The 25,808-nt window shown below is 72.0% G+C and carries 27 protein-coding genes; 18 read left to right on the forward strand and 9 right to left on the reverse strand.

Annotation, left to right across the window (positions count from 1 at the left end; all coding sequences use genetic code 11):
- Nucleotides 1–27: 27 nt before the first annotated feature.
- Entirely contained in the window at nucleotides 28–324 is a 297-nt protein-coding gene (locus K8U61_RS10885) for a DUF4235 domain-containing protein (RefSeq protein ID WP_224123040.1), read from the reverse strand.
- 42 nt (nucleotides 325–366) lie between these two features.
- Complete coding sequence (locus K8U61_RS10890) at nucleotides 367–834, reverse strand: DUF3093 domain-containing protein (RefSeq protein ID WP_224123041.1); 468 nt, start codon at nucleotides 832–834, stop codon at nucleotides 367–369.
- 53 nt (nucleotides 835–887) lie between these two features.
- Here K8U61_RS10890 and dut point away from each other — a divergent pair, with 53 nt between their 5' ends.
- From dut to K8U61_RS10910, 4 genes are all read left to right on the forward strand, one after another.
- The gene (dut, locus tag K8U61_RS10895) at nucleotides 888–1,370 is read left to right on the forward strand and encodes a dUTP diphosphatase (protein ID WP_224123042.1); all 483 of its coding nucleotides are present in this window, start codon (nucleotides 888–890) and stop codon (nucleotides 1,368–1,370) included.
- Between the two features lie 64 nt (nucleotides 1,371–1,434).
- Nucleotides 1,435–2,058 (forward strand): DUF3710 domain-containing protein, encoded by a 624-nt coding sequence (locus tag K8U61_RS10900; RefSeq protein WP_224123043.1) that lies wholly within the window; start codon nucleotides 1,435–1,437, stop codon nucleotides 2,056–2,058.
- 25 nt (nucleotides 2,059–2,083) lie between these two features.
- Entirely contained in the window at nucleotides 2,084–2,446 is a 363-nt protein-coding gene (locus K8U61_RS10905; protein WP_224123044.1) for an OB-fold nucleic acid binding domain-containing protein, read from the forward strand.
- Entirely contained in the window at nucleotides 2,443–3,159 is a 717-nt protein-coding gene (locus K8U61_RS10910; RefSeq protein WP_224123045.1) for a DUF3159 domain-containing protein, read from the forward strand. The genes K8U61_RS10905 and K8U61_RS10910 overlap by 4 nt, the downstream gene beginning before the upstream one ends.
- Before the next feature lie 6 nt (nucleotides 3,160–3,165).
- On the opposite strand, the gene K8U61_RS10915 is transcribed toward K8U61_RS10910, so the two are convergent.
- Both K8U61_RS10915 and K8U61_RS10920 read right to left on the reverse strand, forming a co-directional pair.
- Complete coding sequence (locus K8U61_RS10915; RefSeq protein WP_224123046.1) at nucleotides 3,166–3,837, reverse strand: potassium channel family protein; 672 nt, start codon at nucleotides 3,835–3,837, stop codon at nucleotides 3,166–3,168.
- Between the two features lie 6 nt (nucleotides 3,838–3,843).
- The gene (locus K8U61_RS10920; RefSeq protein WP_224123047.1) at nucleotides 3,844–4,506 is read right to left on the reverse strand and encodes a potassium channel family protein; all 663 of its coding nucleotides are present in this window, start codon (nucleotides 4,504–4,506) and stop codon (nucleotides 3,844–3,846) included.
- A 71-nt stretch (nucleotides 4,507–4,577) separates the two neighbouring features.
- Between K8U61_RS10920 and K8U61_RS10925 the strand changes: the two genes are divergently transcribed.
- The 7 genes from K8U61_RS10925 to K8U61_RS10955 all read left to right on the forward strand — a co-directional run bounded on the left by K8U61_RS10925 (nucleotide 4,578) and on the right by K8U61_RS10955 (nucleotide 13,468).
- Nucleotides 4,578–6,623, forward strand: coding sequence for an APC family permease (locus K8U61_RS10925; protein ID WP_224123048.1), 2,046 nt, complete (start codon nucleotides 4,578–4,580; stop codon nucleotides 6,621–6,623).
- Nucleotides 6,620–7,732, forward strand: coding sequence for a class I SAM-dependent RNA methyltransferase (locus tag K8U61_RS10930; RefSeq protein ID WP_224123049.1), 1,113 nt, complete (start codon nucleotides 6,620–6,622; stop codon nucleotides 7,730–7,732). Before K8U61_RS10925 ends, K8U61_RS10930 begins: the two co-directional genes overlap by 4 nt.
- A 12-nt stretch (nucleotides 7,733–7,744) precedes the next feature.
- Entirely contained in the window at nucleotides 7,745–8,506 is a 762-nt protein-coding gene (locus K8U61_RS10935; RefSeq protein WP_224123050.1) for a polyphosphate kinase 2 family protein, read from the forward strand.
- A 43-nt stretch (nucleotides 8,507–8,549) separates the two neighbouring features.
- Nucleotides 8,550–9,374, forward strand: coding sequence for an SDR family oxidoreductase (locus K8U61_RS10940; RefSeq protein WP_224123051.1), 825 nt, complete (start codon nucleotides 8,550–8,552; stop codon nucleotides 9,372–9,374).
- 179 nt (nucleotides 9,375–9,553) lie between these two features.
- The gene (locus tag K8U61_RS10945) at nucleotides 9,554–12,364 is read left to right on the forward strand and encodes an aconitate hydratase (RefSeq protein WP_224123052.1); all 2,811 of its coding nucleotides are present in this window, start codon (nucleotides 9,554–9,556) and stop codon (nucleotides 12,362–12,364) included.
- 149 nt (nucleotides 12,365–12,513) lie between these two features.
- Complete coding sequence (locus K8U61_RS10950; RefSeq protein WP_224123053.1) at nucleotides 12,514–12,813, forward strand: MTH1187 family thiamine-binding protein; 300 nt, start codon at nucleotides 12,514–12,516, stop codon at nucleotides 12,811–12,813.
- Nucleotides 12,806–13,468: a thioredoxin-like domain-containing protein gene (locus K8U61_RS10955; RefSeq protein ID WP_224123054.1), complete on the forward strand. Its 663-nt coding sequence runs from the start codon at nucleotides 12,806–12,808 to the stop codon at nucleotides 13,466–13,468. The genes K8U61_RS10950 and K8U61_RS10955 overlap by 8 nt, the downstream gene beginning before the upstream one ends.
- Here K8U61_RS10955 and K8U61_RS10960 read toward each other — a convergent pair.
- Nucleotides 13,431–14,243 carry a GNAT family N-acetyltransferase gene (locus tag K8U61_RS10960; protein WP_224123055.1) on the reverse strand — a complete coding sequence of 271 codons (813 nt, stop codon included), beginning with the start codon at nucleotides 14,241–14,243 and terminating at the stop codon, nucleotides 13,431–13,433. The two genes, K8U61_RS10955 and K8U61_RS10960, sit on opposite strands and share 38 nt — an antisense overlap.
- 37 nt (nucleotides 14,244–14,280) lie before the next feature.
- Between K8U61_RS10960 and K8U61_RS10965 the strand changes: the two genes are divergently transcribed.
- Genes K8U61_RS10965 through K8U61_RS10975 form a run of 3 tightly spaced genes read left to right on the forward strand, consistent with a single transcriptional unit; the run spans nucleotide 14,281 to nucleotide 16,255 of the window.
- On the forward strand, nucleotides 14,281–14,688 hold the full coding sequence (locus K8U61_RS10965) for a YjbQ family protein (protein ID WP_224123056.1): 408 nt from the start codon (nucleotides 14,281–14,283) through the stop codon (nucleotides 14,686–14,688).
- Nucleotides 14,685–15,485, forward strand: a complete 801-nt coding sequence (locus K8U61_RS10970; protein WP_224123057.1) for an inositol monophosphatase family protein — start codon at nucleotides 14,685–14,687, stop codon at nucleotides 15,483–15,485. The genes K8U61_RS10965 and K8U61_RS10970 overlap by 4 nt, the downstream gene beginning before the upstream one ends.
- A gap of 38 nt (nucleotides 15,486–15,523) precedes the next feature.
- Nucleotides 15,524–16,255 (forward strand): fibronectin type III domain-containing protein, encoded by a 732-nt coding sequence (locus tag K8U61_RS10975; RefSeq protein ID WP_224123058.1) that lies wholly within the window; start codon nucleotides 15,524–15,526, stop codon nucleotides 16,253–16,255.
- Between the two features lie 14 nt (nucleotides 16,256–16,269).
- Here the strand turns inward: K8U61_RS10975 and K8U61_RS10980 are convergent, their stop codons facing one another.
- Nucleotides 16,270–17,232, reverse strand: a complete 963-nt coding sequence (locus tag K8U61_RS10980) for an S-adenosylmethionine:tRNA ribosyltransferase-isomerase (RefSeq protein ID WP_224123059.1) — start codon at nucleotides 17,230–17,232, stop codon at nucleotides 16,270–16,272.
- Nucleotides 17,229–17,870, reverse strand: a complete 642-nt coding sequence (locus tag K8U61_RS10985) for an SDR family NAD(P)-dependent oxidoreductase (RefSeq protein WP_224123060.1) — start codon at nucleotides 17,868–17,870, stop codon at nucleotides 17,229–17,231. The genes K8U61_RS10980 and K8U61_RS10985 overlap by 4 nt, the downstream gene beginning before the upstream one ends.
- 27 nt (nucleotides 17,871–17,897) lie before the next feature.
- Here K8U61_RS10985 and K8U61_RS10990 point away from each other — a divergent pair, with 27 nt between their 5' ends.
- Nucleotides 17,898–18,434, forward strand: coding sequence for a GNAT family N-acetyltransferase (locus K8U61_RS10990; protein ID WP_224123061.1), 537 nt, complete (start codon nucleotides 17,898–17,900; stop codon nucleotides 18,432–18,434).
- A gap of 6 nt (nucleotides 18,435–18,440) precedes the next feature.
- On the opposite strand, the gene K8U61_RS10995 is transcribed toward K8U61_RS10990, so the two are convergent.
- Complete coding sequence (locus K8U61_RS10995; protein ID WP_224123062.1) at nucleotides 18,441–19,757, reverse strand: M20/M25/M40 family metallo-hydrolase; 1,317 nt, start codon at nucleotides 19,755–19,757, stop codon at nucleotides 18,441–18,443.
- A complete protein-coding gene (locus tag K8U61_RS25445; protein ID WP_224123063.1) occupies nucleotides 19,754–21,787 on the reverse strand; it encodes a prolyl oligopeptidase family serine peptidase in 2,034 nt (677 codons plus the stop codon). Before K8U61_RS25445 ends, K8U61_RS10995 begins: the two co-directional genes overlap by 4 nt.
- A gap of 184 nt (nucleotides 21,788–21,971) precedes the next feature.
- Here K8U61_RS25445 and K8U61_RS11005 point away from each other — a divergent pair, with 184 nt between their 5' ends.
- Genes K8U61_RS11005 through K8U61_RS11015 form a run of 3 tightly spaced genes read left to right on the forward strand, consistent with a single transcriptional unit; the run spans nucleotide 21,972 to nucleotide 25,805 of the window.
- Nucleotides 21,972–23,846, forward strand: coding sequence for an ABC transporter substrate-binding protein (locus K8U61_RS11005; protein WP_224123064.1), 1,875 nt, complete (start codon nucleotides 21,972–21,974; stop codon nucleotides 23,844–23,846).
- Between the two features lie 7 nt (nucleotides 23,847–23,853).
- On the forward strand, nucleotides 23,854–24,900 hold the full coding sequence (locus tag K8U61_RS11010; RefSeq protein ID WP_224123065.1) for an ABC transporter permease: 1,047 nt from the start codon (nucleotides 23,854–23,856) through the stop codon (nucleotides 24,898–24,900).
- The gene (locus tag K8U61_RS11015; RefSeq protein ID WP_224123066.1) at nucleotides 24,897–25,805 is read left to right on the forward strand and encodes an ABC transporter permease; all 909 of its coding nucleotides are present in this window, start codon (nucleotides 24,897–24,899) and stop codon (nucleotides 25,803–25,805) included. Before K8U61_RS11010 ends, K8U61_RS11015 begins: the two co-directional genes overlap by 4 nt.
- Nucleotides 25,806–25,808: the final 3 nt, after the last annotated feature.

The raw sequence follows: 25,808 nt of genomic DNA on the forward strand, positions 1-25,808 counted from the left end.
CCCCCCCTTCTGCACGTCTCAGGCGACTCAGGCGACCTGGTCGTCCTTCTGCAGGTCCGGCGGCAGGTGCCCGGTCGAGCGCCGGTAGTAGTCGGCCGCCCGGCGCTGCGCCAACATCCGGGCGAGGGCGACCGCGGTGCCGCTGACCGTCGCCCAGGCGACGGCCTCCCAGACCTCGACGTCGGGGTCGGCGGGGTTCTCGGGCGGCTTCTTGCCGGTCGCCACCGTCCAGGACTTGTCGATGGCCTTCTTCGCGAACATCGCCGCGCCGAGCGCGGAGACGAGCGAGAAGACCGTCCAGACCTTCGATCCTCCAGATGCCATGCGCTCACCGTACCCAGGCCGGCGCCCGCCGACGCCGGGTGCTCAGGCGTGAGCGGCCTGGACGAGCGCCGTGAGGGCCTTCGCCAGCTCCTCCGGGTGCCGCGTCGAGACCAGCCAGTACGGCGCGGGGTCGGCCGGGTCGGTGATCTCCACCTTCACGGCCCGCTTGAGGTAGGGGCGCAGCAGCAGGAAGGCGCGGGCATCCGCGTGCATGCCCGCCGTACGCCGGGTCTCCTCGGCGTCGAGGGCCCGGGCCTCGCCGAGGTGCTGGCCGGCGATGTGCGCGGCCCCGGCCCGGAAGGTCCCGTCGGCCACGGCCAGGCGCGCCGAGCCGTAGGAGAGGAAGCCGGAGGCCAGCAGCGCCAGCGCCACGGCGGTCACGATCCACGCGGTGAGGCCGGGAACGGCCACCACGACCGCCAGCCACAGGGTGGCGATGAACATGACGCCCTGGACCCACCAGCGCAGCGGAACGCCGAGGCGCTCGGTGTAGGTCGGGGCGGTGCTCACGCACGGCATCTTTTCATTGGCCGGGGAGGGGGCGGCCGGTAGGGTCCGGCCTCGTGCCGGATGCCGATGTGACCCCCGATCCGACCCCCGACGTCGAGGTGCTCGTCCAGCGCCTCGACCCCGACCTGCCGGCCCCGGCGTACGCCCACCCCGGCGACGCCGGCGCCGACCTCGTGACCACGATCGACCTCACCCTCCAGCCGGGCGAGCGGGGCCTGGTGCCGACCGGGATCGCGATCGCGCTGCCGCCCGGGTACGTCGCCCTCGTGCACCCGAGGTCGGGCCTGGCCGCCCGGCACGGCCTGTCCATCGTCAACACCCCCGGCACCGTCGACGCCGGCTACCGCGGCGAGATCAAGGTGCTGCTGATCAACCACGACCCCGCCGAGCCGATCGAGCTGCGCCGCGGCGACCGGGTGGCGCAGCTGGTCGTCCAGCGCTTCGAGACCGCTCGCTTCGTCGAGGTCGAGGGTCTCCCTGACTCCGTCCGAGGGGCCGGGGGCTACGGTTCTACCGGAGGGTTCGGTCGGTCCTGACCGGTTCCCGCCACCGCACCGCACCGCACCGCGCACGACCCCGCGTCGAGGAGAGAGCAGTCCCGTGAAGTTCCGTCGCAAGTCCACCGAGGCCGAGCCGGAGGCGACGACCCCCGACGCACCCGAGGCTGAGCCGGCCACCGGTCCCTTCGACGTCGACGACCCGGCCCTGGACGCCGAGGTCGAGCGGCTCGACCTGGGCTCGCTGCTGCTGGAGCCGGTCGAGGGCATCGAGGTGCGCCTCCAGGCCGACGCCGACGAGACCGAGGTCCAGGCGGTCGTGCTGGCCGCCGAGGACGGCATCGTCGAGATCAAGGCCTTCGCCGCCCCGCGCAACGGCGACCTGTGGAGCGAGGTGATGCCGCGGATCGCGGCCGACTACGCCCAGCGCGGCGGCACCGCCAGCCAGCGCGAGGGCCGCTACGGCACCGAGCTCGACTGCCGGATCACCGTCCGCACCGAGGACGGCCGCACCGGCACCCAGGTCTCGCGGGTCGTGGGCATCAACGGCGACCGCTGGATGCTGCGTGCCACCTTCCTCGGCCGCCCCGCGCTCGAGCCCGACAACGCGAGCCCCTGGCAGGACGCCGTCGAGCGGGTCGTCGTCCGCCGTGGGTCGCAGGCGATGCCCGTCGGCGCGGAGCTGCCGCTCCGACTGCCGCCGGCGTCCCAGACCCAGCGCGTCTGAGCCGGGGACGGGACCGAGGACGGGGATGGGCGAGAAGAGTCGGCTGCGGCGCAGCATCAGCCGGTGGGCCAACGCCTCCGACCAGCATGCCCGCGACCTGCGCAAGGAGTACGCCGACAGCGGCATCGACCGGATCGGCGAGGCCCCGGAGCGGCAGCTGGTCCGGCTCCGCGGCACCCTCAGGACCGTGACGCTGCGCCCCCGCGGCGGCGTACCCGCCCTCGAGGCGGAGCTCGACGACGGCACGGGCGTCCTCACCGTCATCTGGCTCGGCCGCCGCCGGATCAGCGGCATCGCCCCCGGCCGCTCCCTCCAGGTGGAGGGCCGGATCGGCCGGCAGGACGGCGAGTGCGTGCTCTTCAACCCGCGCTACGAGCTGATGCCGTGAGCGAGCAGGTCCACCCGGCAGCCGACCCGACCGTCGACACGGTCGAGTCCGTCGTCCGCGCGCAGATGTCCAAGGCGCTCGGCGGCCGGCGCGGCATGATCGAGGCCGCCGTCCCGACCATCATCTTCACGGTCCTCTGGCTGACCACCCGGGAGATGCCGGTCGCGCTCGGGGTGAGCATCGTCGCCGCCGTCGGCCTGCTGATCGCGCGGCTGGTGCAGCGCACGACGGTGCAGTTCTGCCTCAACGCGCTCTTCGGCATCGGCATCGGCTGGCTCTTCGTCACCATCTCCGCACGGCAGGGCGGAAGCGCCGACGACCAGGCGCTGGCCTACTTCCTGCCCGGGATCCTCTACAACGGCGGCTACACCGTCGTGCTGGCGCTCAGCTGCCTGGTCGGCTGGCCCCTCGTCGGCTTCATGGTCGGCAGCGTCACCGGCGACCCGACCGCGTGGCACCACGACAAGCAGGTCGTGCGGCTGTGCTCGAGGCTCACGTGGCTGCTGACCCTGCCCTGCCTGCTGCGGGTGGTCGTGCAGGCGCCGATCTGGGTCGCCGGCAAGTCCGGCACCTGGGAGGCCGACTCGGCCGTCGCCGCCCTCGGCATCCTCAAGATCGCGATGGGCTGGCCCCTCCAGCTCGCGGCCCTGGCCGCGATGGTGTGGCTGCTCTCCCGCAACCACACCCCCGTGGGGGCGACGGAGCCGGCCTAGCCGTCCCTAGCCGCCGTGGGCCGAGGGGGCGAGCAGCCGCTCGAGCTTCTCCTCGATGTCGGCGGGGACGACGAAGAGCAGCTCGTCCCCGGCCTCGATCGGCTGCTCGGGGTCGGGCACGTAGACCTGGCCGTCGCGCAGGATCGTCACCAGGGCGCAGTTCTCCGGGAAGGGGATCAGCCCGGTCGGGGTCCCGACGTACGGCGAGTCCGTCGGCAGCGTCATCTCGACGAGGTTGGCGTTGCCCTGGCGGAAGGTGAAGAGCCGCACCAGGTCGCCCACGGTCACCGCCTCCTCGACCAGCGCGGACATGATCCGCGGAGTGGAGACGTTGACGTCCACGCCCCAGGCCTCGGTGAAGAGCCACTCGTTGTTGGGGTGGTTGACCCGGCCGACCGTGCGCGGCACGCCGAACTCGGTCTTGGCGAGGAGCGCGGTCACCAGGTTGACCTTGTCGTCACCGGTCGCGGCGATGACCACGTCGCACTGGTCGAGCCGCGCCTCCTCCAGCGAGGACATCTCGCAGGAGTCGGCGAGCAGCCACTCGGCGTTGGGCACCCGCTCGGGCTTGATCGAGTCGGGGTTCTTGTCGACCAGCAGCACCTGGTGGCCGTTGTGGATCAGCTCGCGGGCGATGGACCGGCCGACGGCCCCGGCTCCGGCGATGGCGACTCGCATGGGTCCTCAGCTCTCGTCCGGGCCGGCGTCGATGACCTGGTAGGCGTGGGCCGCGTCCTCCTCGCGGAGCGCGACGTGGAGGATGTCGCCCTCCTGGATCACGCTCTCGCGGTGGGGGAGCACGCCCTCGCCCAGCCGGTCGATCCAGGCGATCCGGCAGCGGCTCTGGGCCTGGAAGTCGACCGTCCGGTGCCCGATCCAGGCCTCGGGGGCCGGCACCTGGTCGACCCGGATGGTCCCGGACGGGTCGCGGAAGTCGGGCTCGGCGCCGGCCGGCAGCAGCCGGCGCAGCACCTGGTCGGAGGTCCACTTGACCGTCGCGACGGTCGTGATGCCGAGCCGCTGGTAGACCTCGGCGCGACCGGGGTCGTAGATGCGGGCCACGACCTGCTGGATTCCGAAGGTCTCGCGGGCCACCCGCGCCGCGATGATGTTGGAGTTGTCGCCGCTCGAGACCGCGGCGAACGCGTCGGCGCGCCGGATGCCGGCCTTCTCGAGGACCTCCTGGTCGAAGCCCTGGCCGGTGATCTTGTCTCCGTTGAAACCGGGCCCCAGGCGTCGGAACGCGTCCGGGTCGGAGTCGATGATCGACACCGTGTGGTTGCGGTCCTCGAGGCTGCGGGCGAGCGTCGAGCCGACGCGTCCACAGCCCATGATCACGACGTGCACGCGGCAGACGCTACACGTGTCGGGGCCGGGATTACCTCGCACGCCGTCAACGGGGTCTAGCCTTTCCGCTCGTGGGTGTCGGCGACGTATCGAAGCGGATCCTGCTGGGGCGCAAGCTGCGCTCGTCCCAGCTGGGCGAGACGCTGCTCCCCAAGCGCATCGCGCTCCCGGTCTTCGCCAGCGACGCACTCTCGTCCGTGGCCTACGCCCCCGACGAGATCTTCATCATGCTGTCGCTGGCCGGCGCCTCGGCCTTCATCTGGTCCTGGAAGATCGGCATCGCGGTCGCCCTGGTGATGACCGCGGTGGTCGCGTCCTACCGCCAGACCGTGCACGCCTACCCCAGCGGCGGCGGCGACTACGAGGTCGCCACCGTCAACCTCGGCGCCACGGCCGGCACCACCGTGGCCAGCGCCCTGCTCGTCGACTACGTGCTCACCGTGGCCGTGTCGATCTCCTCCGGGGCGCAGTACGCCGCGGGAGCGATCCCGATGATCAGCGGCCACGAGGCGACCGTCGCCACGGTCTTCGTGATCGTGCTGGCCGCGATGAACCTGCGCGGCATCCGCGAGTCCGGCACGTTCTTCGCGATCCCGACGTACGCCTTCATGATCGCGGTGCTCGGCATGTGCGCCTACGGCTTCATCGAGTACATCGGCGGCAACCTGCCGATGGCCGAGAGCGCGCAGTACGACATCATCCCGCAGTCCGGCTACGGCGACTCGATGACGACCGCGGCCCTGATCTTCCTGCTGGCACGGGCGTTCTCGTCGGGCTGTGCGGCGCTGACGGGCGTCGAGGCGATCTCCAACGGCGTCCCGGCCTTCCGGCGGCCCAAGAGCACGAACGCCGCCACCACGCTGCTCCTGCTCGGCATGATCGCGATCTCGATGATGCTGAGCATCATCGTGCTCGCCAAGCAGATGGGCGTGCAGATCGTCGACCCGAGCGACCTCGGCCGGCTGACGATCGACGGCGCCCCCGTGCCGGCGGGCACCGACCAGCACCCGCTCATCGCCCAGATGGCCGACGCGATCTTCCAGGACTTCCGCCCGGCCTTCTACCTGGTGCTGACGGTCACCGGCATCATCCTGGTGCTGGCGGCCAACACGGCCTTCAACGGCTTCCCGGTGCTCGGCTCGATCCTGGCGAAGGACGGCTACGCGCCGCGCGCCCTCGGCTCGCGCGGCGACCGGCTCGCCTACAGCAACGGCATCCTCTTCCTCGCGATCATGGCGATCATCCTGATCCAGATCTTCGACGCCGAGCCGACCCGGCTGATCCAGCTCTACATCGTCGGCGTCTTCGTGTCCTTCAACCTCAGCCAGCTCGGCATGATCCGGCACTGGACCCGGCACCTGAAGACCGAGAAGGACCCCGCCGTACGCCGGCGGATGTACCAGTCGCGGGTGATCAACACCGTCGGCCTGACCTTCACCGCGGTCGTGCTGGTGATCGTGCTGATCACCAAGTTCCTGGCCGGCGCCTGGATCACCATCCTCGCGATGGTCGTCTTCTTCATGATCATGCGCGGCATCCGCGGTCACTACGACAGCGTCAACGAGGAGCTGGCCGCCGACGAGGAGGACAAGGTGATGCCCACGCGGGTGCACGCCATCGTCCTCGTCTCCAAGCTGCACAAGCCGACCCTGCGGGCGCTGGCCTTCGCCAAGGCGACCCGGCCCAACGTGCTCGAGGGCGTCTACGTGTCGGTCGACTCCGTGGAGACCAACCGACTCCTCGAGGAGTGGGACGAGCGCAACATCGACGTCCCGCTCAAGGTGCTCCACTCGCCCTACCGCGAGCTGGTGCGCCCGATCGTCGACTACGCCCTGGAGATCCGGAAGGCCAACCCGCGCGGCGTGGTCGCCGTCTACATCCCCGAGTACGTCGTGGGCCGCTGGTGGGAGCAGCTCCTGCACAACCAGACGGCGCTGCGGCTCAAGGGCCGGCTGCTCTTCGCGCCCGGCGTCATGGTGACCTCCGTGCCCTACCAGCTGCACTCCTCCCAGATCGCCCGCGAGCGCGAGGAGCGCGAAGGCGTCTGGATGCGGCCCGGCCTGCGCACCGGCAACGTGCCCGAGCGCCCGCAGCGCAACCGGCAGATCCAGCGGTGACCCGCCGCCCGCCCCGGCAGGCCCGCCAGCGGACCCCGCGCGGCGCGTCGCGGGTCGGCCAGCGCTTCGAGGCCGTGGTCGGCCCGGTCGCCCACGGCGGCCACTGCATCGTCCGACTCCCCGAGCCCGAGTCCCGCGTGGTCTTTCTCCGTCATGCGATCCCCGGCGAGCGCGTCGTCCTGGAGATCACCGAGGGCACCGACGGCGACCGCTTCTGGCGCGGCGACGCCGTCGAGGTGCTCGAGGCCTCGCCCGACCGCGTCCCGCCGCCCTGCCCGTACGCCGGCCCCGGCCGCTGCGGCGGCTGCGACTTCCAGCACGTCGACCTCGCCCGACAGCGCGCGCTCAAGGCCGACGTGGTCCGCGAGCAGCTGGCCCGGCTGGCGAAGCTCGACCGCGACGTGGTCGTCGAGGCCGTGCCCGGCGACGAGCACGGCCTGCACTGGCGCACCCGCCAGCGCTACGCGACCCTGCCGGGCGGCGGCCGCGCGATGCGTCAGCACCGCTCGCACGACCTGGTGCCGGTCGACACCTGCCTCCTGGAGGCGCCCGAGCCTTCGGACCACCGCGCGCTCGACACCACCTTCGAGGTCGCCGACGGCGGCTTCTGGCAGGTCCACCCGGGCGCGCCGGACGTCCTGGTCACCACCGTCCTGGAGCTGCTCGGGCCGCAGCCGGGGGAGCGGTGCCTCGACCTCTACGCCGGGGTCGGGCTCTTCGCCCGCTTCCTGCTCGACGCCGTGGGGGAGACCGGCCGGGTCGTCGCGATCGAGGGCGACGCCACCGCCTCGGCGCTGTCGGCGACCAACTGCCCGGGCGCCGTCGTCCGGCCCGGCGACGTCGGGCAGGTGCTCGCCACGTCGTACGACGAGCCGTTCGACCTCGTCGTCCTCGACCCGCCGCGCGAGGGCGCACGACGTCCGGTGGTCGAGGCCGTCGTCGACCGGCGCCCGCGGGCCGTGGCGTACGTCGCCTGCGATCCCGCCGCCCTCGCCCGCGACGTCGCGACCTTCGCCGAGCTCGGCTACGAGCTGCGCGACCTCCGTGCCTTCGACCTCTTCCCGATGACCCATCACGTGGAGTGCGTGGCGCTGCTGGCCCCGCGCTGACAGTCTGGCGGGATGAGCCTCCTCGACCAGGTCGACCTCAGCCTCAAGCTCGACAGGGACGAGGCCGAGGACCGCCTCGCCGCCGCCCAGAAGCGACTGCTCGCGCTCCGCCTGCACATGGGCGGGCAGACCAACGACGGGACGCTCGGTCCGCCGGTCTGCGTGGTCCTCGAGGGCTGGGATGCCGCCGGCAAGGGTGGCGCGATCCGGAGGCTGGTCGCCCCGATCGACCCGCGGCACGTCCGGGTCAGCTCCTTCGCCGCGCCCACCCACGACGAGCTGCGACACCACTGGCTGTGGCGCTTCTGGCCGCACTTCCCCGGCTGGGGCGGGATGGCCGTCTTCGACCGGTCCTGGTACGGCCGGGTCCTCGTGGAGCGGGTCGAGGGATTCGCCGAGGAGGACGCCTGGCAGCGGGCCTACCTCGAGATCCAGGAGCTCGAGCAGATGCTGGTCGTCGAGGGCATGATCCTGATCAAGCTCTGGCTGCACATCAGCGACGAGGAGCAGCTGGCGCGGTTCGAGGCCCGCCGCGACGACCCGCTCAAGAGCTGGAAGCTGACCGACGAGGACTGGCGCAACCGCGAGAAGCGCGCGGCGTACACCCAGGCGGTCGAGGACATGGTCGACCGCACCTCGACGCCGACCGCGCCCTGGCACCTGATCGAGGCCGAGTCGAAGCGGACGGCGCGGGTGCGCGTCGTGGAGACCGTCGTCGCCGAGATCGAGCGCGCCTACCCCGCGTCGGCCGATGCGGTGGAGGCCGCGCTGTAGAGCCCTTGAGTTCGAGCGCGCTCCAGGTCGTACGTTCGAAGCCATGACTACCAAGACCTGGTTCATCACCGGTGCCTCCCGCGGCTTCGGCCGCGAGTGGACCATCGCCGCCCTCGAGCGCGGCGACAGGGTCGCCGCCACCGCGCGCGACACCAGCACGCTCGACGACCTCGTGCAGAAGTACGGCGACGCGCTGCTGCCGATCCGGCTCGACGTCACCGATCGCGACGCCGACTTCGCCGCCGTCCGGCAGGCCCACGAGCACTTCGGCCGCCTCGACGTCGTCGTCAACAACGCCGGCTACGGGCACTTCGGCTTCGTCGAGGAGCTGACCGAGCAGGAGTTCCGCGACCAGATGGAGACCAACGTCTTCGGCGCGATGTGGGTGACGCAGGCGGCGCTTCCGTTCCTGCGGGAGCAGGGCTCCGGCCACATCCTCCAGGTGTCGTCGATCGGCGGCATCTCGGCGTTCCCGCTCGTCGGCGCCTACCACGCGTCGAAGTGGGCGCTGGAGGGCTTCTCCCAGGCGCTCTCGCAGGAGGTCGCCGACTTCGGGATCCACGTCACCCTGATCGAGCCCGGCGGCTTCGCCACCGACTGGGGCGGCTCGTCGTCGAAGCGCTCGGCCGAGCTGCCGGCGTACGCCGAGCTGCACGAGAAGACCGTCGAGGCGCGGAAGAAGCGCGTCGGCACGCCCGGCGACCCCACCGCCTCCGCGGCCGCCGTGCTGGCGATCGTGGACGCCGAGGAGCCGCCGCTGCGGGCCTTCCTCGGCTCCGCCCCGCTCGGCATCGCGAAGGCCGACTACGCGTCGCGCATCGCGTCGTGGGAGCAGTGGCAGCCCAACGCGGAGCTCGCCCAGGGCTGAACGAGGGTGGGTCGCGGTCGAGTTGTCGCTCGACCTCGTGTATCTTGATGTCAAGAGATCTTCTGGTCCGGCCGTCGCCGTACGAGCGCGGGAAGAGTTAGGGCAGCCTTCCTTTTCCCGCGCTCGTCGACGGCGGCAGGATGGGGATCGCGATCTGGACGACGACGAGACATCAGGAGATGACTGCTGTGGCCAGTCAGGACAGCTTCGGTGCGAAGAGCACCCTGGACGTGGACGGCACGTCCTACGAGATCTTCCGCCTCGACGCGGTGACCGGCGAGGGCCTCGACGTCGCGTCGCTGCCCTTCAGCCTCAAGGTGCTGCTGGAGAACCTCCTCCGCACCGAGGACGGCGCGGACATCACCGCCGACCACATCAAGGCGCTGGCCGGGTGGGACGAGACCGCGGAGCCGGACAAGGAGATCCAGTTCACCCCGGCCCGCGTGGTCATGCAGGACTTCACCGGCGTGCCCTGCATCGTCGACCTCGCCACCATGCGCGAGGCGATGGCGGAGATGGGCGGCGACCCGTCCAAGATCAACCCGCTCGCACCCGCCGAGATGGTCATCGACCACTCCGTGATCGCCGACGTGTTCGGTACGCCGGAGGCCTTCGAGCGCAACGTCGAGATCGAGTACGAGCGCAACCGCGAGCGCTACCAGTTCCTGCGCTGGGGCCAGGGCGCCTTCGACGACTTCAAGGTCGTCCCGCCGGGCACCGGCATCGTCCACCAGGTCAACATCGAGCACCTCGCCCGCACGATCTTCACCCGCGAGGTGGACGGTGAGCTGCAGGCCTACCCCGACAGCTGCGTCGGCACCGACTCCCACACCACGATGGTCAACGGCATCGGCGTGGTCGGCTGGGGCGTCGGCGGCATCGAGGCCGAGGCCGCGATGCTCGGCCAGCCGGTCTCGATGCTCATCCCGCGCGTCGTCGGCTTCAAGCTCCACGGCGACCTCCCCGAGGGCTCCACGGCGACCGACCTGGTGCTCACGATCACCGAGATGCTGCGCAAGCACGGCGTCGTCGGCAAGTTCGTCGAGTTCTACGGCCCGGGCGTCTCCGCGCTGCCGCTGGCCAACCGCGCCACGATCGGCAACATGAGCCCGGAGTTCGGCTCGACCATCGCGGTCTTCCCGATCGACGAGGAGACCGTCAAGTACCTCGAGCTGACCGGCCGCAGCAAGGAGCAGATCGCGCTCGTCGAGTCCTACTCCAAGGCGCAGGGACTCTGGCACGACCCCGACGCCGAGCCGCGCTACAGCGAGAAGCTCGAGCTCGACCTGGCCACCGTCGTCCCGTCGATCGCCGGCCCGAAGCGCCCGCAGGACCGCGTCGAGCTGGCGGACGCCAAGCCGGGCTTCCGGGCCGCGCTCAAGGACTACGTCGACACCACCGGCGACGAGAACGGGTACGACGAGGAGGTCGCCGAGTCCTTCCCGGCCTCCGACCCGCCGTCCCACAACGGCCACGGCGAGCAGGCCCCGGTGCACTACAGCGCCGCCGCCGGCGCCAACGGCCGCAAGAGCGACCCGGTCGAGGTGACCCTCGAGGACGGCACCACGTTCACCCTCGACCACGGTGCGGTGACGATCGCGGCGATCACGTCGTGCACCAACACCTCCAACCCGTCGGTCATGATCGGCGCCGCGCTGCTGGCGAAGAAGGCCGTCGAGAAGGGCCTGACCCGCAAGCCGTGGGTCAAGACGACCCTGGCCCCCGGGTCGAAGGTGGTCTCGGACTACTACGAGAAGTCCGGCCTCACGCCGTACCTCGACAAGCTCGGCTTCAACCTCGTCGGCTACGGCTGCACCACCTGCATCGGCAACTCCGGTCCGCTGATCCCCGAGGTCTCGGCCGCGGTCAACGAGAAGGACCTCGCCGTCGTCTCGGTGCTGTCGGGCAACCGCAACTTCGAGGGCCGGATCAACCCGGACGTGAAGATGAACTACCTCGCGTCGCCGCCGCTCGTGGTCGCCTACGCGCTCGCCGGCTCGATGGACTTCGACCTGTTCAACGACCCGCTGGGTCAGGACCAGGACGGCAACGACGTCTTCATGAAGGACATCTGGCCGTCGCCGTCCGAGGTCGAGGACACCATCCGGCAGGCGATCACCTCGGACATGTTCGAGGAGAGCTACCAGGACGTCTTCGCCGGCGACGAGCAGTGGCGCTCGCTCCCGACCCCCGAGGGCGACACCTTCGAGTGGGACCAGGAGTCGACGTACGTCCGGAAGCCTCCCTACTTCGAGGGCATGCCCGACGAGCCGGAGGCCGTCACCGACATCGACGGCGCGCGCGTGCTGCTCAAGCTCGGCGACTCGGTCACCACCGACCACATCAGCCCGGCCGGCGCGATCAAGAAGGACTCGCCGGCGGGCCGCTACCTCGCCGAGCACGGCGTCGAGCAGCGGGACTTCAACTCCTACGGCTCGCGCCGCGGCAACCACGAGGTGATGATCCGCGGCACGTTCGCGAACATCCGCCTGCGCAACCAGCTGGCCCCGGGCACCGAGGGCGGCGTCACCCGCGACTTCACCGCGGGCGGCGAGGTCACGTCCGTCTTCGAGGCCTCTGAGAACTACATCTCCGCCGGCATCCCCCTGGTCGTCCTCGCGGGCAAGGAGTACGGCTCCGGCTCGTCGCGCGACTGGGCGGCCAAGGGCACCTCGCTGCTGGGCGTGAAGGCGGTCATCGCCGAGTCGTACGAGCGGATCCACCGCTCGAACCTCATCGGCATGGGCGTCATCCCGCTGCAGTTCCCGGCCGGCGAGACCGCCGAGTCCCTCGGTCTGACCGGCGAGGAGGAGTTCTCCATCACCGGCATCACCGCGCTGAACGACGGCACCACGCCCAAGACGGTCAAGGTCAAGGCTGGCGACGTGGAGTTCGACGCGGTCGTCCGCATCGACACCCCCGGTGAGGCCAACTACTACCGCAACGGCGGCATCATGCAGTTCGTGCTGCGGAACCTCCGCCGCGGCTGATTGCCGACCCGGCGCAGATTCACCCTCGAGTCGGCGTTGATTCACCCTGATCGTGGGTGAGTCAACGCCGACTCGGCATTTCGGCCCCACCTTCAGGCCCGCGACGCCCTGGCCCGGCTGCGGCTGGAGGCGCTGGATACCGTTTCCCCATGATCGTGGCCATGAGCATCTCGCCCGGTGTCGCCGACGAGACCGGTTCGGTGTCGGAGGCTGTCGCCGCCGCCGTCCGGGTGGTGAAGGAGTCGGGACTGCCCTACGAGCTCAACTCGATGTTCACCAACATCGAGGGGGAGTGGGACGAGGTGATGGCCGTGGTGAAGCAGGCCGTCGACGTCGTCACCGCGGTGTCGCCGCGGGTCGGCCTCGTGCTCAAGGCCGACATCCGGCCCGGGTACGACGGGCAGATGACCGCAAAGGTCGAACGGGTCGAGCGGCTCCTCGGTGACTGACCACTCACCGATCCCGCCGCCTCCGCCGTACCCGCCGCCGGCCCAGGAGGAGCCGGGTCCGCACCTGGTCGCGTCGTACCCGACCCCGCCGACGCCGTCGCGCCGTGGCCCGGTGATCGCGCTCGCCGTGGTCGGCGCCGCGATCGTGGTCGCGCTGGCGGTGGGCGTCGCCCTGCTCACCGGCAGCGAGCCGGTGCCGCGCGACCTGTCGGCGGTGACGTCCTACTCCGACCTCGCGGTCACGCACACCGACGGCGACGTCGACTACCCGCAGAGCCCGCCGGTGGGCGGCGAGCACGCCCCGGCGTGGCTCGAGTGCGGGGTCTACGACGACCCGGTGCGTGACGAGAACGCCGTGCACGACCTGGAGCACGGCGCCGTGTGGATCAGCTACCGGCCCGGCCTCGCCGACGACGACGTCGCGACGCTGGCGGGGGAGCTGCCGCAGAACGGCATCATGGCGCCCTACCCCGGGCTCGACGCCCCGGTCGTCGTGACCGTCTGGGGCGAGCAGCTGGCGCTCACCGGCGCCGACGACCCCCGGCTCGAGCTCTTCATCCAGCGGTACGGCGGGGGCGAGACGGCGCCCGAGCCCTTCGCGTCCTGCGCGGGCGGGATCACGAACCCCGGGGGCCAGCAGGGGACGGACGTGTGAGCTCGGCCTGGAGCTGGGTCTCGGTGCCCTCGAAGCCCAGCGCCCGGTAGATCCGGATCGCGTGGTGGTCGGGATCGGCCACGATCACCAGCGTGTGGGCGTCGAGCTCGCGCAGCGCGAAGGTGCCGGCCGCGTGCACGAGCGTGCCGGCGAGCCCACGGCCGCGGGTCTCCGGGTGGGTCTGCACCTCCTGGTAGCGGATCAGGCCGTCCCCGGCCCGCACCACGCCCAGGGTCGCGACCAGCCGCTCGTTGTCGAACGCGCCGAACCACACGGCCGTGCCCGCCTCGGTCAGCCGGCGCTCGGCCTCGGCCCGGAGCCGGCTGAACTCCACGAACTCCGGCGACGACCCGTCGTGGCAGGCGAGGTCGAGCTGCACCCGCTGGGCCCAGTCGCCGTCGTCGACGAGCGCCCGCAGCAGCGCGGTCCGGTTGGGGCGCCGGGGCTCGCGCAGTGCGCTCGCCGTCATCACGACCGACCCTGACACGGCGTACCCGACGTCGGCGAGCGCGCGCAGGTCGCCGATGCTCCCGTCCGGCAGGTCCACGCCGACCGCGCGGTGGGTGATGTCGGGGAGCTCGGCGGCGAAGAGCTCGTCGATCCGGCCGATGTCGCGAGCCAGCGGCGTGCGGCGGAGCAGCAGGAAGTTGCCCCAGCGGTAGGTCGGGTTGTCGGGTGTGCGGACCACGGCGTACGTCGAGCGGTCGACCACCTCGCTGCCCCCGAGGCGCAGCAGCGCGAGATCGGTGCGCCAGCCGAGACCGAGGACTTCCATGCGCGGGACGGTAGTGGCCCGATGTCACCATGAAGGCATGGATTCGGTGACGGAGACGTTTCGGACGGGCGCCGACGAGGCGGTCCTCGACCTGACCGATGTGTGCCGGCGGTACGTCGAGGGGCGCGGTGACGGGCTGCTGCACGTCTTCGTGCCGCACGCCACCGCCGGCCTCGCGATCCTCGAGACCGGCGCGGGCAGCGACGACGACCTCCTCGCCGCGCTGGCCGACCTGCTGCCCGCCGACGATCGCTGGCGGCACCGGCACGGCAGCCGCGGCCACGGTCGCTCGCACGTGATGCCGGCGCTGGTCCCGCCGTACGCCACCGTCCCCGTGCTCGGCGGCCGGCTCGCCCTCGGCACCTGGCAGAGCATCTGCCTGGTCGACCTCAACGTCGACAACCACGACCGCGAGGTGCGGTTCAGCTTCCTGGCAAGCGCGTGACCGGAAGCGACACCGAGGTCGCGCTCGCGGCCGCCGCGGCCGGCGCAGCGGAGGTGCGCTCACGGTACGGCGGCCCGCTGACCCACTACGCGAAGTCCGACACGGACTTCGCCACCGAGGCGGATGTCGAGGCCGAGCGCGCGATCCTCGCGGTGATCCGCGACGCGCGCCCCGAGGACGCCTTCCTGGGCGAGGAGTCCGGGGCGAGCGGGGCCGACGGCGCCGGTCGCCGATGGCTCGTCGACCCGCTGTGCGGCACCCTGAACTACGCCGTCACCACGCCGCTGGTCGCCGTCAACGTCGCGCTCCTCGACGCCGGCGGCACCGTGCTCGCAGCGGTGAGCGTCGACCCGGTTGCCGACGAGACCTTCTGGACCGACGGCTCGGTGGCCCTGCTCCGCGCGGCCGGCCGCGACGTACCGCTCGTGCCCTCGGCCGACTCCCGCCTCGTGGACGTCAATCTCGACGCCGTGCATCCCGATACCGGTCGCTTCCGACCCGCCGCGCTGCTCGGCCTGCCGGACTTCCGCAGCCGGTACGGCGGTCGCGTGCTGTCGACGACCCTCGCCCTCGCCTGGGTCGCCGCCGGCCGGCGCGCGGCGTACGTCACGGACGGCCACTTCGTCGACAACGTCCACTTCGCCGCGGGGATCGCGCTCTGTCGCGCAGCAGGCTGCGTCGTCACCGACCTCCGCGGTGAGCCTCTCGACTCTCCGGGCGGCAGCGGGCTGGTGGCCGCCGCCGATGCGGCGACGCACGCCGACCTGCTCGAGCTGGCCGAGCTCGCATCGCGATAGCGACCACGGCCGGGCCGTCGCCGGGTTAGCCTCCTCCGGTGATGTCTCGGGGCGCCCGTGCGCTGCTCTCCACGCTGGCCGTCGTGGCCGGCCTGCTCGCGGTCCCGGTCATCCCCGCGCACGCCGACGACGAGCCCGACACCACGCCCCCGCAGGTGCGCCTCAACCCGTGCCTGGACGGCGAGACCAGCTGCCAGCGGGTCCGGGCCGAGGTGTACGGCGACCTGGAGCCGGGCGACGACCTCGCCGTGCTCGGCGCCCGGATCGGGGACCAGGTGCTCGCCGAGCAGGTCTACGACGACGGCACCGGCTTCGTCCCGCACGGGAGCTTCGTGAGCTACGGGAACGACGTGGTCATCCCCTACGACTACGCCCTCAGCATCCCGGTGCCGGCCGGCACCAGCGACATCACGTTCTACGCCCGCGACCTCGAGGGCAACACGAGCGAGCTGACCACCACGGTCGACGGCCCGGTCCCGCCCGGACCCGTGCGGCACCTGACCGCCGAGATCACCAGCGCCCGGCACGCCGACGTCGAGTGGAGGGTCCCGAACCTCAAGGGGAGCTGCTGCGCGAGGTACGTCGCGACCACGCCCGGCCACAGGGACAAGCACGCCGGAAGCTACCCGCCGGTGTACCAAGGCGCTCGGATCCACTACGCGGGTCTTGGCCCCGGCTGGCACCGGTTCACCGTCCGCGCCACCACGGAGGGCGGGAGCGGGCCGGCGCGGTCGGTCCGGCTCTACGTGCCGCACCAGCGTCACCGCTGACCCGGCGGAGCGGCTCAGGGCAGGAGGAGCATGGTGTCGCCGAACTCGTGCCAGAGGTAGTCGGCGGTGAGGTCGGCGTAGCCGCGGGCGACGAGGGTGGGACCGGCGACCGCGCGGAGCAGGTGGAGGTGGGAGGCCTCGGGCTCGTGGAGGCCGGTGAGGAGGCCGGTGACCACCGTGGCGGGGTGTGCCGGGCCGAGGACGAGGGAGGTCCAGCCGGCCGACGGGACGACCCGCCCGTCGAAGGCGGAGGACTCCAGGGCCCGGACGACGGTGGTGCCGACGGCGACGACGCGGCGGCCGGCGGCGAGGGTCGAGTTGACCAGGCGGGCGGTGGCGGCGGGGACGACGTACTCCTCGGGCTGCGGTGGCTCGTGCTTCTCCTGGCTGGCGACGCCGGTGTGCAGCACCAGCGGCGCGACGGCGACACCGGCCGCCATCAGCGACACCAGCACCGCCGCCGTCAGCGGCCGCCCGGCGGACGGCATCTCGGCGGATCCGGGGTGCCGGGCGTAGACGTTCTGGAGCGAGTCGAGCGGCCAGGAGCCGCGCACGTAGGAGTAGTGGATCGGCTGCCCCCACTCCTGGAGGTAGGCGACCCGGTCGACCGCCGGCGACGGCAGCGCGCGCCACAGCCGGGTCTGGCCGGGCGGGTACGGCGCGTCGATCCGCAGGGACACCCCGCCGGGGAGCGGCACGACCTCCCCGGGCACCGGCGTGGCCGGTCCTGCGTTGTCGGGCTGTCGCAGCTCGACCACCCACGACCCGTCGTCGAGCGAGGTCGAGACGTGCAGGCCGGGCAGTGCGGACGGCAGCGTCGCGCTGGTGTTGACCACGACCAGGTCGCCGGGGGAGAGGTGGGACGCCAGGTCGCGGGCGACCGCGTGGGTCGTGCCCGACGGTGTGACCACGGCGAGCCGGACCCCGTCGCGGGCGACGCCGCGGGCCTCGGGAGGGACGACAGCGGAGAGGCTCATGCGAGCACCAGGTCCAGCAGTCGCGGTACGACGGTCTCCGGCAGCGGCCGGTCGCTGATGTCCTCGCCGGGGAACGCCGCCTGGTGCATCGCCGTGCGCAGGTCGCCGGGATCGACGGCGTACGCCCGCACCTGGGGCTCCTCGGCCGCGAGCACCCGTGTGGCGTGGGCGAGGGCGGCCTTGGAGGATCCGTAGCCGCCCCAGCCCTCGTAGGCCTCGACGCCTGCGTCGGAGCTGATGTTGAGGACCCGGCCGCCCCGTGCGCGCAGCTGTGGGAGCAGCGTGGCGGTCAGCGCCATCGGCGCGACGACGTTGACGTCGAGGATGTGCGCGTAGACGGTGGGGTCGAGGTCCACGAACCGGGGGAGCGGGCTCGCACCGAGCGTGCTCGCGTTGTTGATCAGCAGCTCGGCGCCGCCGAGCTCGTCCGCCCACGACGCCAGGGCGCTGCGGTGCCACGAGTCGGTGACGTCGCCCGGTACGGCGACGTGCGGCCCGCCGGGCAGTGCGTCGATCGCGGAAATGAGTCGCGTGGCGTCGCGCGCGTCGGCGACGATCGTCCAGCCGGACTCGGCGAGATGGGTGGCGAGGGCGAGGCCCAGGCCCTGGGAGGCTCCGGTGATGACGGCAACAGGCATGAGACAAAGGTGCAAGTTGAAGTGAACTTGAAGTCAAGCATCCGTCCGGCGACACCAGCAGACAGTGCGGCGATCGCCGGCGTCGTCGCGGACGCCTTCGGCGACAAGGGCCCGGTCGTCGCCCGCCTGGTCACCGCTCTCGAGGATGCCGGCCACGCCCGCGCGGGCCTGGTCGCCGAGGTCGAGGGACAGGTGGTCGGGCACACGATGCTCAGTCGCAGCTGGGTCGACGCCGAGCGGGCGCTCGTCGAGGTGCTCGTGCTCAGCCCGATGTCCGTCGCGACCTCCCACCACGGCCAGGGCATCGGCACCGACCTGCTCGCCGCGGCCGTCGTCGAGGCGGAGCGCCTCGGCACGCCCGCGGTCTTCCTCGAGGGCGACCCACGCTTCTACGGCCCCCGCGGCTGGTCGCCCGGCCGCCCGCTCGGCTTCGCCCCACCGTCGACGCGCATCCCCGACCCGGGCTTCCAGGTCGTGGTGTTCGCGGCCCGCGAGGACTGGATGACCGGCGCTCTGGTCTACTGCGATCCCTTCTGGTCGCACGACTGCGTGGGTCTGCGGTAGCGGTGGTCAGCCGAGCAGGTCGCGCGCCAGCGCCAGGTGGAACTCCACCGAGAGCAGCAGGTCGTCGACGTGCACCCGCTCGTCGGCGTTGTGGAAGCCGGCGGTGATCACCTCGGCCGACGTCTCGCGGAAGGGGCTGAAGCCGTACGCCGTCGGTGTGCCCGCCTCACGCAGGTAGACCGAGTCGGTGAAGCCCGTGCAGAGCATCGGCAGCAGCTCGGCGTCGTCGCCGGAGGCGACCAGCACCCGGGAGATCGCCGACATCAGCTCCGTGGTGGGCGAGGAGGCGCTGCCGGCGATCAGCGGCTCGGGCCACTCGAGCTCGTAGGGGAGGTCCATGCCGAGCCGCGAGCGGACCGCACGCTCGACATCGGCCGTCGACGTCCCCGGCAGGATCCGGCAGTCCAGCTCGACGGACGCGCGGGCCGGCATCACGTTGCGCTTCACCGACCCGCTCAGCAGCGTCGGCGCCATCGTCGTCCCGCCGAGCGCCGGGATGTCGTGGGCCAGCACCGGGTGCAGCGCCGCGGCCGCAGCGAGCGCGGCCGCGCGGTCGTCGTACGGTCCGACGAGCACCGCCAGCATCGCGTCCACGTGCGGCGACGGTGCGGGCGTCGGCATGCCCCGGCCCACGCGCGCGAGCAGCTCGCCGAGCAGGGGTACGGCGTTGCGCCCCACGTCCGGCGTCGACGCGTGCCCGGCCTCGCCGACCGCGACCACCCGCACCGGGTAGGTGCCCTTCTCGCCGACGCTGATCGTCTGCAGGACCCGCCCGTCGGCCAGCGGCAGCCGCATCCCGCCGCCCTCGTTGACCGCCAGGTCCGGACGGATGTCGGGCCGCGCCTCGAGGAGCCAGCGCATGCCGACGTCGGCCATGCCGTCCTCCTCGTCGGCGACCGCGATCAGCCACAGGTCACCGCGCGGCCGGAAGCCGGTGCGCGCCAGCTCGGCCATCGCCACGGCCCGGGCGGCGACCTCGTTCTTCATGTCGATCGCGCCGCGGCCCCACATCCAGCCGCCCTCGTCGACCACGGCCGCGAAGGGCGGGTGCGTCCAGTCCCGCGGGTCGGCCGGGACGACGTCGAGGTGGCCGACGTACGCCAGCGAGGGTGCGCCCGGGTCCGAGCCCGGGATCCGCGCGACCAGGTTGGCCCGCCGGGGATCGCGCGCGACCAGCTCGCAGTCGACGCCGGCGTCGGTCAGGTAGTCGTGCAGGTACGTCGCCGGAGCGGTCTCGTGGGCGTCCAGGCCGGGCGCGTTGCTGGTGTCGAGACGGATCAGCGCGCGGGCGACCTCGATGACCTCGGCGTGAATCGGGGTCACGAGACCCCCAGCCGGTCCAGGACCCAGGCGTAGACCTCGGCCTCGTAGGCGAGGTGCCCGAAGCGCCCGGACGGCCCGGTGTGCGCCCCGGCCCCGGTCTCGACCCGGAAGAGGCAGCGCGGCGACCACTCCGGGTCGGTCTCGCGCAGTCGCGCCACCCACTTCGCCGGCTCGTGGACCATCACCCGCGGGTCGTGCACCGCACCGGTCACCAGCAGGTCCGGCCGCGACCCGGCGGGCGGCGGGTTGTCGTAGGGGGAGTAGGCCAGCATCCAGTCGAAGTCCGCGCGCCGGCGCGGGTCACCCCACTCGTCCCACTCGGTGATCGTCAGCGGGATCGAGGCGTCGAACATCGTGGTCACCACGTCCACGAACGGCACCTCCGCCACGACGGCGCGCCACCGGTCCGGCCGCTGGCTGAAGACCGCGCCCTGGAGCAGCCCGCCGGCGGACAGCCCGCGGGTCGCGATCCGGTCGGGGTCGACCAGCCCGTCGCGGGCGAGCCCGTCGGCGACCGCGACGTGGTCGTCGAACGTGTGCTGCTTGTGGGAGAGCTTCCCGTCGAGGTACCAGCGCTGGCCGAGCTCGCCGCCGCCGCGGTTGTGGGCGTAGACGTAGACCACCCCGCGGTCGAGCAGGCTCGGCAGCGCGGGGTCCCACGCCGGCTCGTCGACCGCGCCGTAGGAGCCGTAGCCGTAGACCAGCGCCGGCGCGGTGCCGTCGAGTGGCGTGTCGCGGTGCCGCAGGATCGTCGCCGGTACGGCGGTCCCGTCGGCCGAGGGGAAGCTGCGCCGCTCGGTGAGGTACGCCGACGCGTCGTACCCGGGCGCCTCCTCCTCCCAGACCCGGTCCAGCAGGCCCGAGCCGAGGTCGTCCGACACGGCCACGCCCGGCCGCAGCCACGACTCCTGGAGCACGGTGACCGCGGCCGCGTCGTACCGCGGGGAGCGGAGCAGGTCACCCTCCAGCTCGGTGGAACCCCGCGTGCCGGCCAGGTCGTCGTGCGGCACCTGCACCAGCCGGTGCTCGCCGTCCTCCCGGACGGCCAGGAGGACGCAGGAGGAGAAGGCGTCGGCGCGCAGCAGGTGCTGCGACCGCGACTCGGGACGCGCCTCGATCCACGAGGTGGCGTCCTGGTCGTCGTCGGGCACCGGGGCCACCATCAGCCGTGACTCGACAGCGTCGTCGTCGGTGACCACGAGCAGGTCGGAGGATCCGTCGGGGAGGCGGCGGTGCTCCGCGTGGTAGCGGACCCCGTCGCGCCGCCCCCCGACCGACCACGGCCCGCGCGTCACGTCACGTGCGTCGACGACCCAGCACTCCGAGGTCGTGTTGCTCTCGCTCCACAGCACCACGAGGTCGCCGGTGCGGGTGCCACGCACCTGCACCTCGAAGCGCTCGTCGGGCTCCTCGAGCACCAGCACGTCCCCGGCGACGGGCGTGCCGACGCGGTGCCGCCACACCTGGTGGGGGCGGTACGCGTCGTCGTGGACCGTGTAGAAGAACCACGCCGAGTCGGCGCTCCACGCCCCGCTGTAGTAGCTGCGGGGCACCACCTCCTCGAGATCGAGACCGGTCCGCAGGTCGCGGAAGCGCAGCTCGTAGACCTCGTCGCCGTCCAGGTCCACCGAGTAGGCGAGCAGGTCCTCGTCGGGGCTGACCACGGTCACGCCCAGCTCGAGGTACGCCGCGTCCGCGGCCAGCGCGACCACGTCCAACGCCACCTCGTCGGGGCCGCCCTCCGCCGGCGCGCGCACCAGGTCGGCGTACTCCGCCCCGGCCCGGGTGCGCAGGGCGTAGGAGTAGCGCGCCCGCGCCCAGCGCGGCGAGATCTCCGACGCGGGGACCCGCGCGACCATCTCGGCACGCAGCGTCTCGGCGAGCGGGCGCAGGCGGGCGGTCGCCGCGTCGTAGGCGGCGCGCTCTGTGGCCAGGTGGTCGAGCAGCGCGTCGCCGCCCGCGGCCATCCAGGCGTAGGGGTCGGGGCGCTCGACGCCGTGCTCCCGGTGGACGTGGGGCGTCTGGGTCACGTTCGCACGGTACTCGCGACGGCGGAGGATTTCGTCCCCGAACGGCCCGATCACGTCGGATCCTGTTTCGGATTGGTTTCAATGCCGTGGATTTCCCCGATCGAATCGGCCCAGACCCTCCCGATCCGCGCTTCTCTGTAGTAGGAACACCTGCAACAGATGCCACGAGCGGGTGGGAGCTCCGATGAGCGGACGAGGTAACCGACGGACCCGACTGCTGGCGGCTGCCGCGCTGCTGCTGGCGGCGCTGACACCCGGGCTCGCGCTCGGCTCCGCTGGACCCGCCACGGCGGCCGCGGACGACCCCGTGACGCTCACCATCGGCATGACCAACGACGCCGACTCCCTCAACCCGTTCGTCGGCATCGAGGCGACGTCCTTCGAGATGTGGCAGCTGACCTACGACTACCTCATCACCTACTCGACGAAGGACCTCTCGCCGGAGCCGTCCCTGGCGACCAGCTGGGACACCTCCGACGACGGGCTCACCTGGACCTTCCACCTGACCGACAAGGCGACCTGGTCCGACGGCGAGCCGCTGACCGCCGAGGACGTCGCCTACACCTACAGCCGGATCATCGACGGCGGGCCGGAGGCGGCCACGTGGGGCGCCTACCTCAACCAGGTCACCAAGGCCGAGGCGACCGACGACACGACGCTCGTCCTGACGCTCAAGAAGCCCAACTCCAGCCTGCCCCTGCTGCCGATCCCGATCATCCCCGAGCACATCTGGAAGGACGTGCCCGAGGACGAGGTGAAGACCTACAAGAACGAGCCGTCCGACGGCCAGCCGGTCGTGGGCTCGGGTCCGTTCCGGCTCGTCGAGGGCAGCGCGGGCGCGTCGACGTACGTCTTCGAGGCCAACCCGGACTACTGGCAGGGTGCGCCGCACGTGGACCGGATCGTCTTCCAGGTCTACAAGAGCAAGGACCCGATGGTGCAGGCCCTGATCAAGGGCGAGGTCGACTTCATCGACGACATCAACGCGCTCCACGTCAAGTCGCTCGAGAGCCACGACGACATCACCGCGCAGTCCGGCAACGCCCCGAGCTTCGACGAGATCGGCTTCAACACCGGCGCCGTCGACACCAAGACCGGTGACCCGATCGGCGACGGCAACCCGGCGCTGCAGGACGCCGCCTTCCGGCACGCGCTCGGCTACGCGATCGACACCCAGCAGATCATCGACAAGGTCTACCAGGGCGCCGGCGTGCCCGGGTCGGTGATCATCCCGCCGGCGTTCAGCACCTGGCGCTGGGACCCGCCGGCCGACGAGGCCTACAGCTACGACCCCGACAAGGCCGGGCAGCTTCTCGACGAGGCCGGCTACACGGTCGGCTCCGACGGTCTGCGCACGATGCCCGACGGCTCGCCGATCGGCACCCTGCGGCTCTACGCGCGCTCGGAGTCGCCGACCTCGCTGGACACGATGAACTACTTCAAGGAGTGGCTCGCCGACATCGGCATCAAGGCCGACGTGATCAGCGTGGAGTCCAACAAGCTGACCAACATCATCCTCGACGGCACGTTCGACGCCTTCGAGTGGGGCTGGTACGTCGACCCCGATCCGACCACGATGCTCGACTACCTGACCTGCGGCCAGCTCGGGTCGTGGTCGGACTCCTGGTACTGCAACAAGAAGTACGACGCGCTCTACGAGAAGCAGGCCGTCGAGATGGACCAGGACAAGCGCGTCGAGATGGTCCACCAGATGCAGCAGATGATCTACGAGGACGCGCCCTACCTCGTCACGGCGTACGACACCATCGGCGAGGCCTACCGCAGCGACCGCTTCGCCTGCTTCGTGCCGCAGCCCGACCCGGGCGGTGTCTGGCTCTTCCAGTCCGGGACCGCCAGCTACCTCAGCGTGCGACCGGCGTCCGAGGCGGGCGACTGCGGCGGCGACACGAGCGCGACCGCGGCGACGTCGGGCTCGGGCGACGACGGCGGGATGGGCACCGGCGCCGTGATCGGGGTCGGCGTGGCCGTGGTGGTCCTGCTGGGGCTCGGGATGGTCCTCGGGCTGCGGCGACGCGGCACCGCGGCGGACCGCGAGTGAGCCGCGGGTGAGCGTCGTCGTCGCGGACCCGGCCGCCGTCGCGGCGGAGGCCGGGAGCAACCGGCGCCGCTGGTCGGGCTACGGCCGGTACGCCGGGGGCAAGGTGCTGGGCGCCCTCGGCAGCCTGGTCTTCATGCTGGTCGTCAACTTCTTCCTCTTCCGGGTGCTGCCCGGCGACCCGGCGCGCACGCTGGGCCGCGGCCGGCTCAGCACCCCGGAGCAGCTCGAGGAGTTCCGGAGGACCTACGGGCTGGACCAGCCGCTGGGCGAGCAGTTCGTGACGTTCCTGAAGAACATCGTCCACGGCGACCTGGGCTACTCGATCCTCTACCACCAGAACGTCTCCGAGATCCTGGTCGACCGGCTCTGGCCCACGCTGCTGCTGGTCGGGTCGTCGACGATCCTCGCGGCGGTCTTCGGCATCTGGATCGGGATCCGCGCCGGCTGGGACCGCGGCTCGCGCTTCGACCGCTTCTCCACCGGTACGTCGCTCACGCTCTACTCCATGCCGGAGTGGTGGCTCGGCCTGCTGCTGATCGCGGCCTTCGCGGTCGGCATCGGCCCGCTGCCCGGCATCTTCCCGACCGGCGGCCTGCACTCGGTCGACGCCGATCCGGGGACCGTCGGCTACGTGCTCGACACCGCCTGGCACCTCACCCTGCCGGTGATCACCCTGACCCTGGCCTACCTCGCCGACTACGCGCTGATCATGCGCGGGTCCCTGGTCGACGAGCACGGGTCCGACTACCTCACGACCGCGCGGGCCAAGGGCCTGCGCGACATCAAGGTGCGCAACCGGCACGGCGTCCCCAACGCGCTGCTGCCCACGACGACCGTGGTCGCTCTCAACTTCGGCTTCGTGGTCGCCGGCGCGATCACGATCGAGACGATCTTCTCGATCCCGGGCCTCGGCCTGCTGACCACCGAGGCGCTCGCGGTGCCCGACTACTGGCTGCTCCAGGGCATCTTCCTGCTGTCCTCGGCCGGCGTCATCCTGGCCAACCTGGCGGCCAACCTGCTCTACGGCTTCCTCGACCCGCGGGTGCGGACATGAGCACGACGGCGCCGGCCCTCACCTCGCGGCAGCTGACCCGGCGTCGCCGGCGGGCGGCGTGGGCGCGCGGCTGGCGGGAGTTCCGCGGCAACCGGGCCGGCATGGTCGGACTGGTGATCCTGGTGCTCTTCGTCGCGATCGCACTGGCCGCCCCGCTGCTGGCCGACCAGTCCGGGCTCGAGGTCACCAAGGCGACCGGCGGCGTGCTCGAGCCGCCCTCCTCGTCGTACTGGCTCGGCACCGACGACAACGGCCGGTCCGTGCTCACGCTGCTGATCTGGGGCTCGCGGATCTCGCTCTTCGTCGGCCTGATGGCGACGCTGATCTCGATGCTGATCGGGACCGTGGTCGGCCTGACGTCCGGCTACTTCGGCGGCTTCTCGGGCGGGGCGCTCTTCCGGCTCACCGAGTGGTTCCTGGCGATCCCGTTCCTGCCGCTGGCGATCGTGCTCGCGACGGTGCTCGGCCGGTCACTGCTCAACATCGTCATCGTCATCGGCGTGACGTCGTGGCCGGGCACGGCACTGCTGATCCGCGCCCAGGTGCTCTCGATCAAGGAGCGCACCTACCTCGAGCGCTCGCGCGCCCTCGGCGCCGGTCACCGGCACCTGATCCGGCGACACGTGCTGCCCAACGTGATCCCGCTGGTCTTCGCCAACACCACGCTCTGCGTCGCGGTCGCGATCCTGTCGGAGACCACGCTCAGCTTCCTCGGCCTCGGCGACCCGACCCGCGTCTCGTGGGGCTCGATGCTCGACGACGCCTACAGCGTCGGCGCCATCACCACCGGCTCCTGGTGGTTCTTCGTGCCGCCCGGCGTCTGCGTCGTGCTCGTCGTGCTGTCCTTCACGCTCGTCGGGCAGGCGCTCGAGGCCGTCCTCAACCCGCGGCTGCGCGAGCGGTGAGGG

Origin of the sequence: Nocardioides mangrovi, from assembly GCF_020073815.1 — a bacterium.
Lineage (GTDB): Bacteria > Actinomycetota > Actinomycetes > Propionibacteriales > Nocardioidaceae > Nocardioides > Nocardioides mangrovi.

Excerpts from the sequence above, each read along its gene's own strand:
- K8U61_RS10885 (WP_224123040.1), bottom strand. The coding sequence starts at position 324 with ATGGCATCTGGAGGATCGAAGGTCTGGACGGTCTTCTCGCTCGTCTCC.
- K8U61_RS10905 (WP_224123044.1), top strand. The coding sequence starts at position 2,084 with ATGGGCGAGAAGAGTCGGCTGCGGCGCAGCATCAGCCGGTGGGCCAAC.
- K8U61_RS10915 (WP_224123046.1), bottom strand. The coding sequence starts at position 3,837 with ATGCGAGTCGCCATCGCCGGAGCCGGGGCCGTCGGCCGGTCCATCGCC.
- K8U61_RS10935 (WP_224123050.1), top strand. The coding sequence starts at position 7,745 with ATGAGCCTCCTCGACCAGGTCGACCTCAGCCTCAAGCTCGACAGGGAC.
- K8U61_RS10940 (WP_224123051.1), top strand. The coding sequence starts at position 8,550 with ATGACTACCAAGACCTGGTTCATCACCGGTGCCTCCCGCGGCTTCGGC.
- K8U61_RS10945 (WP_224123052.1), top strand. The coding sequence starts at position 9,554 with ATGACTGCTGTGGCCAGTCAGGACAGCTTCGGTGCGAAGAGCACCCTG.
- K8U61_RS10950 (WP_224123053.1), top strand. The coding sequence starts at position 12,514 with ATGATCGTGGCCATGAGCATCTCGCCCGGTGTCGCCGACGAGACCGGT.
- K8U61_RS10960 (WP_224123055.1), bottom strand. The coding sequence starts at position 14,243 with ATGGAAGTCCTCGGTCTCGGCTGGCGCACCGATCTCGCGCTGCTGCGC.
- K8U61_RS10965 (WP_224123056.1), top strand. The coding sequence starts at position 14,281 with ATGGATTCGGTGACGGAGACGTTTCGGACGGGCGCCGACGAGGCGGTC.
- K8U61_RS10980 (WP_224123059.1), bottom strand. The coding sequence starts at position 17,232 with ATGAGCCTCTCCGCTGTCGTCCCTCCCGAGGCCCGCGGCGTCGCCCGC.
- K8U61_RS10985 (WP_224123060.1), bottom strand. The coding sequence starts at position 17,870 with ATGCCTGTTGCCGTCATCACCGGAGCCTCCCAGGGCCTGGGCCTCGCC.
- K8U61_RS11005 (WP_224123064.1), top strand. The coding sequence starts at position 21,972 with ATGAGCGGACGAGGTAACCGACGGACCCGACTGCTGGCGGCTGCCGCG.
- K8U61_RS11015 (WP_224123066.1), top strand. The coding sequence starts at position 24,897 with ATGAGCACGACGGCGCCGGCCCTCACCTCGCGGCAGCTGACCCGGCGT.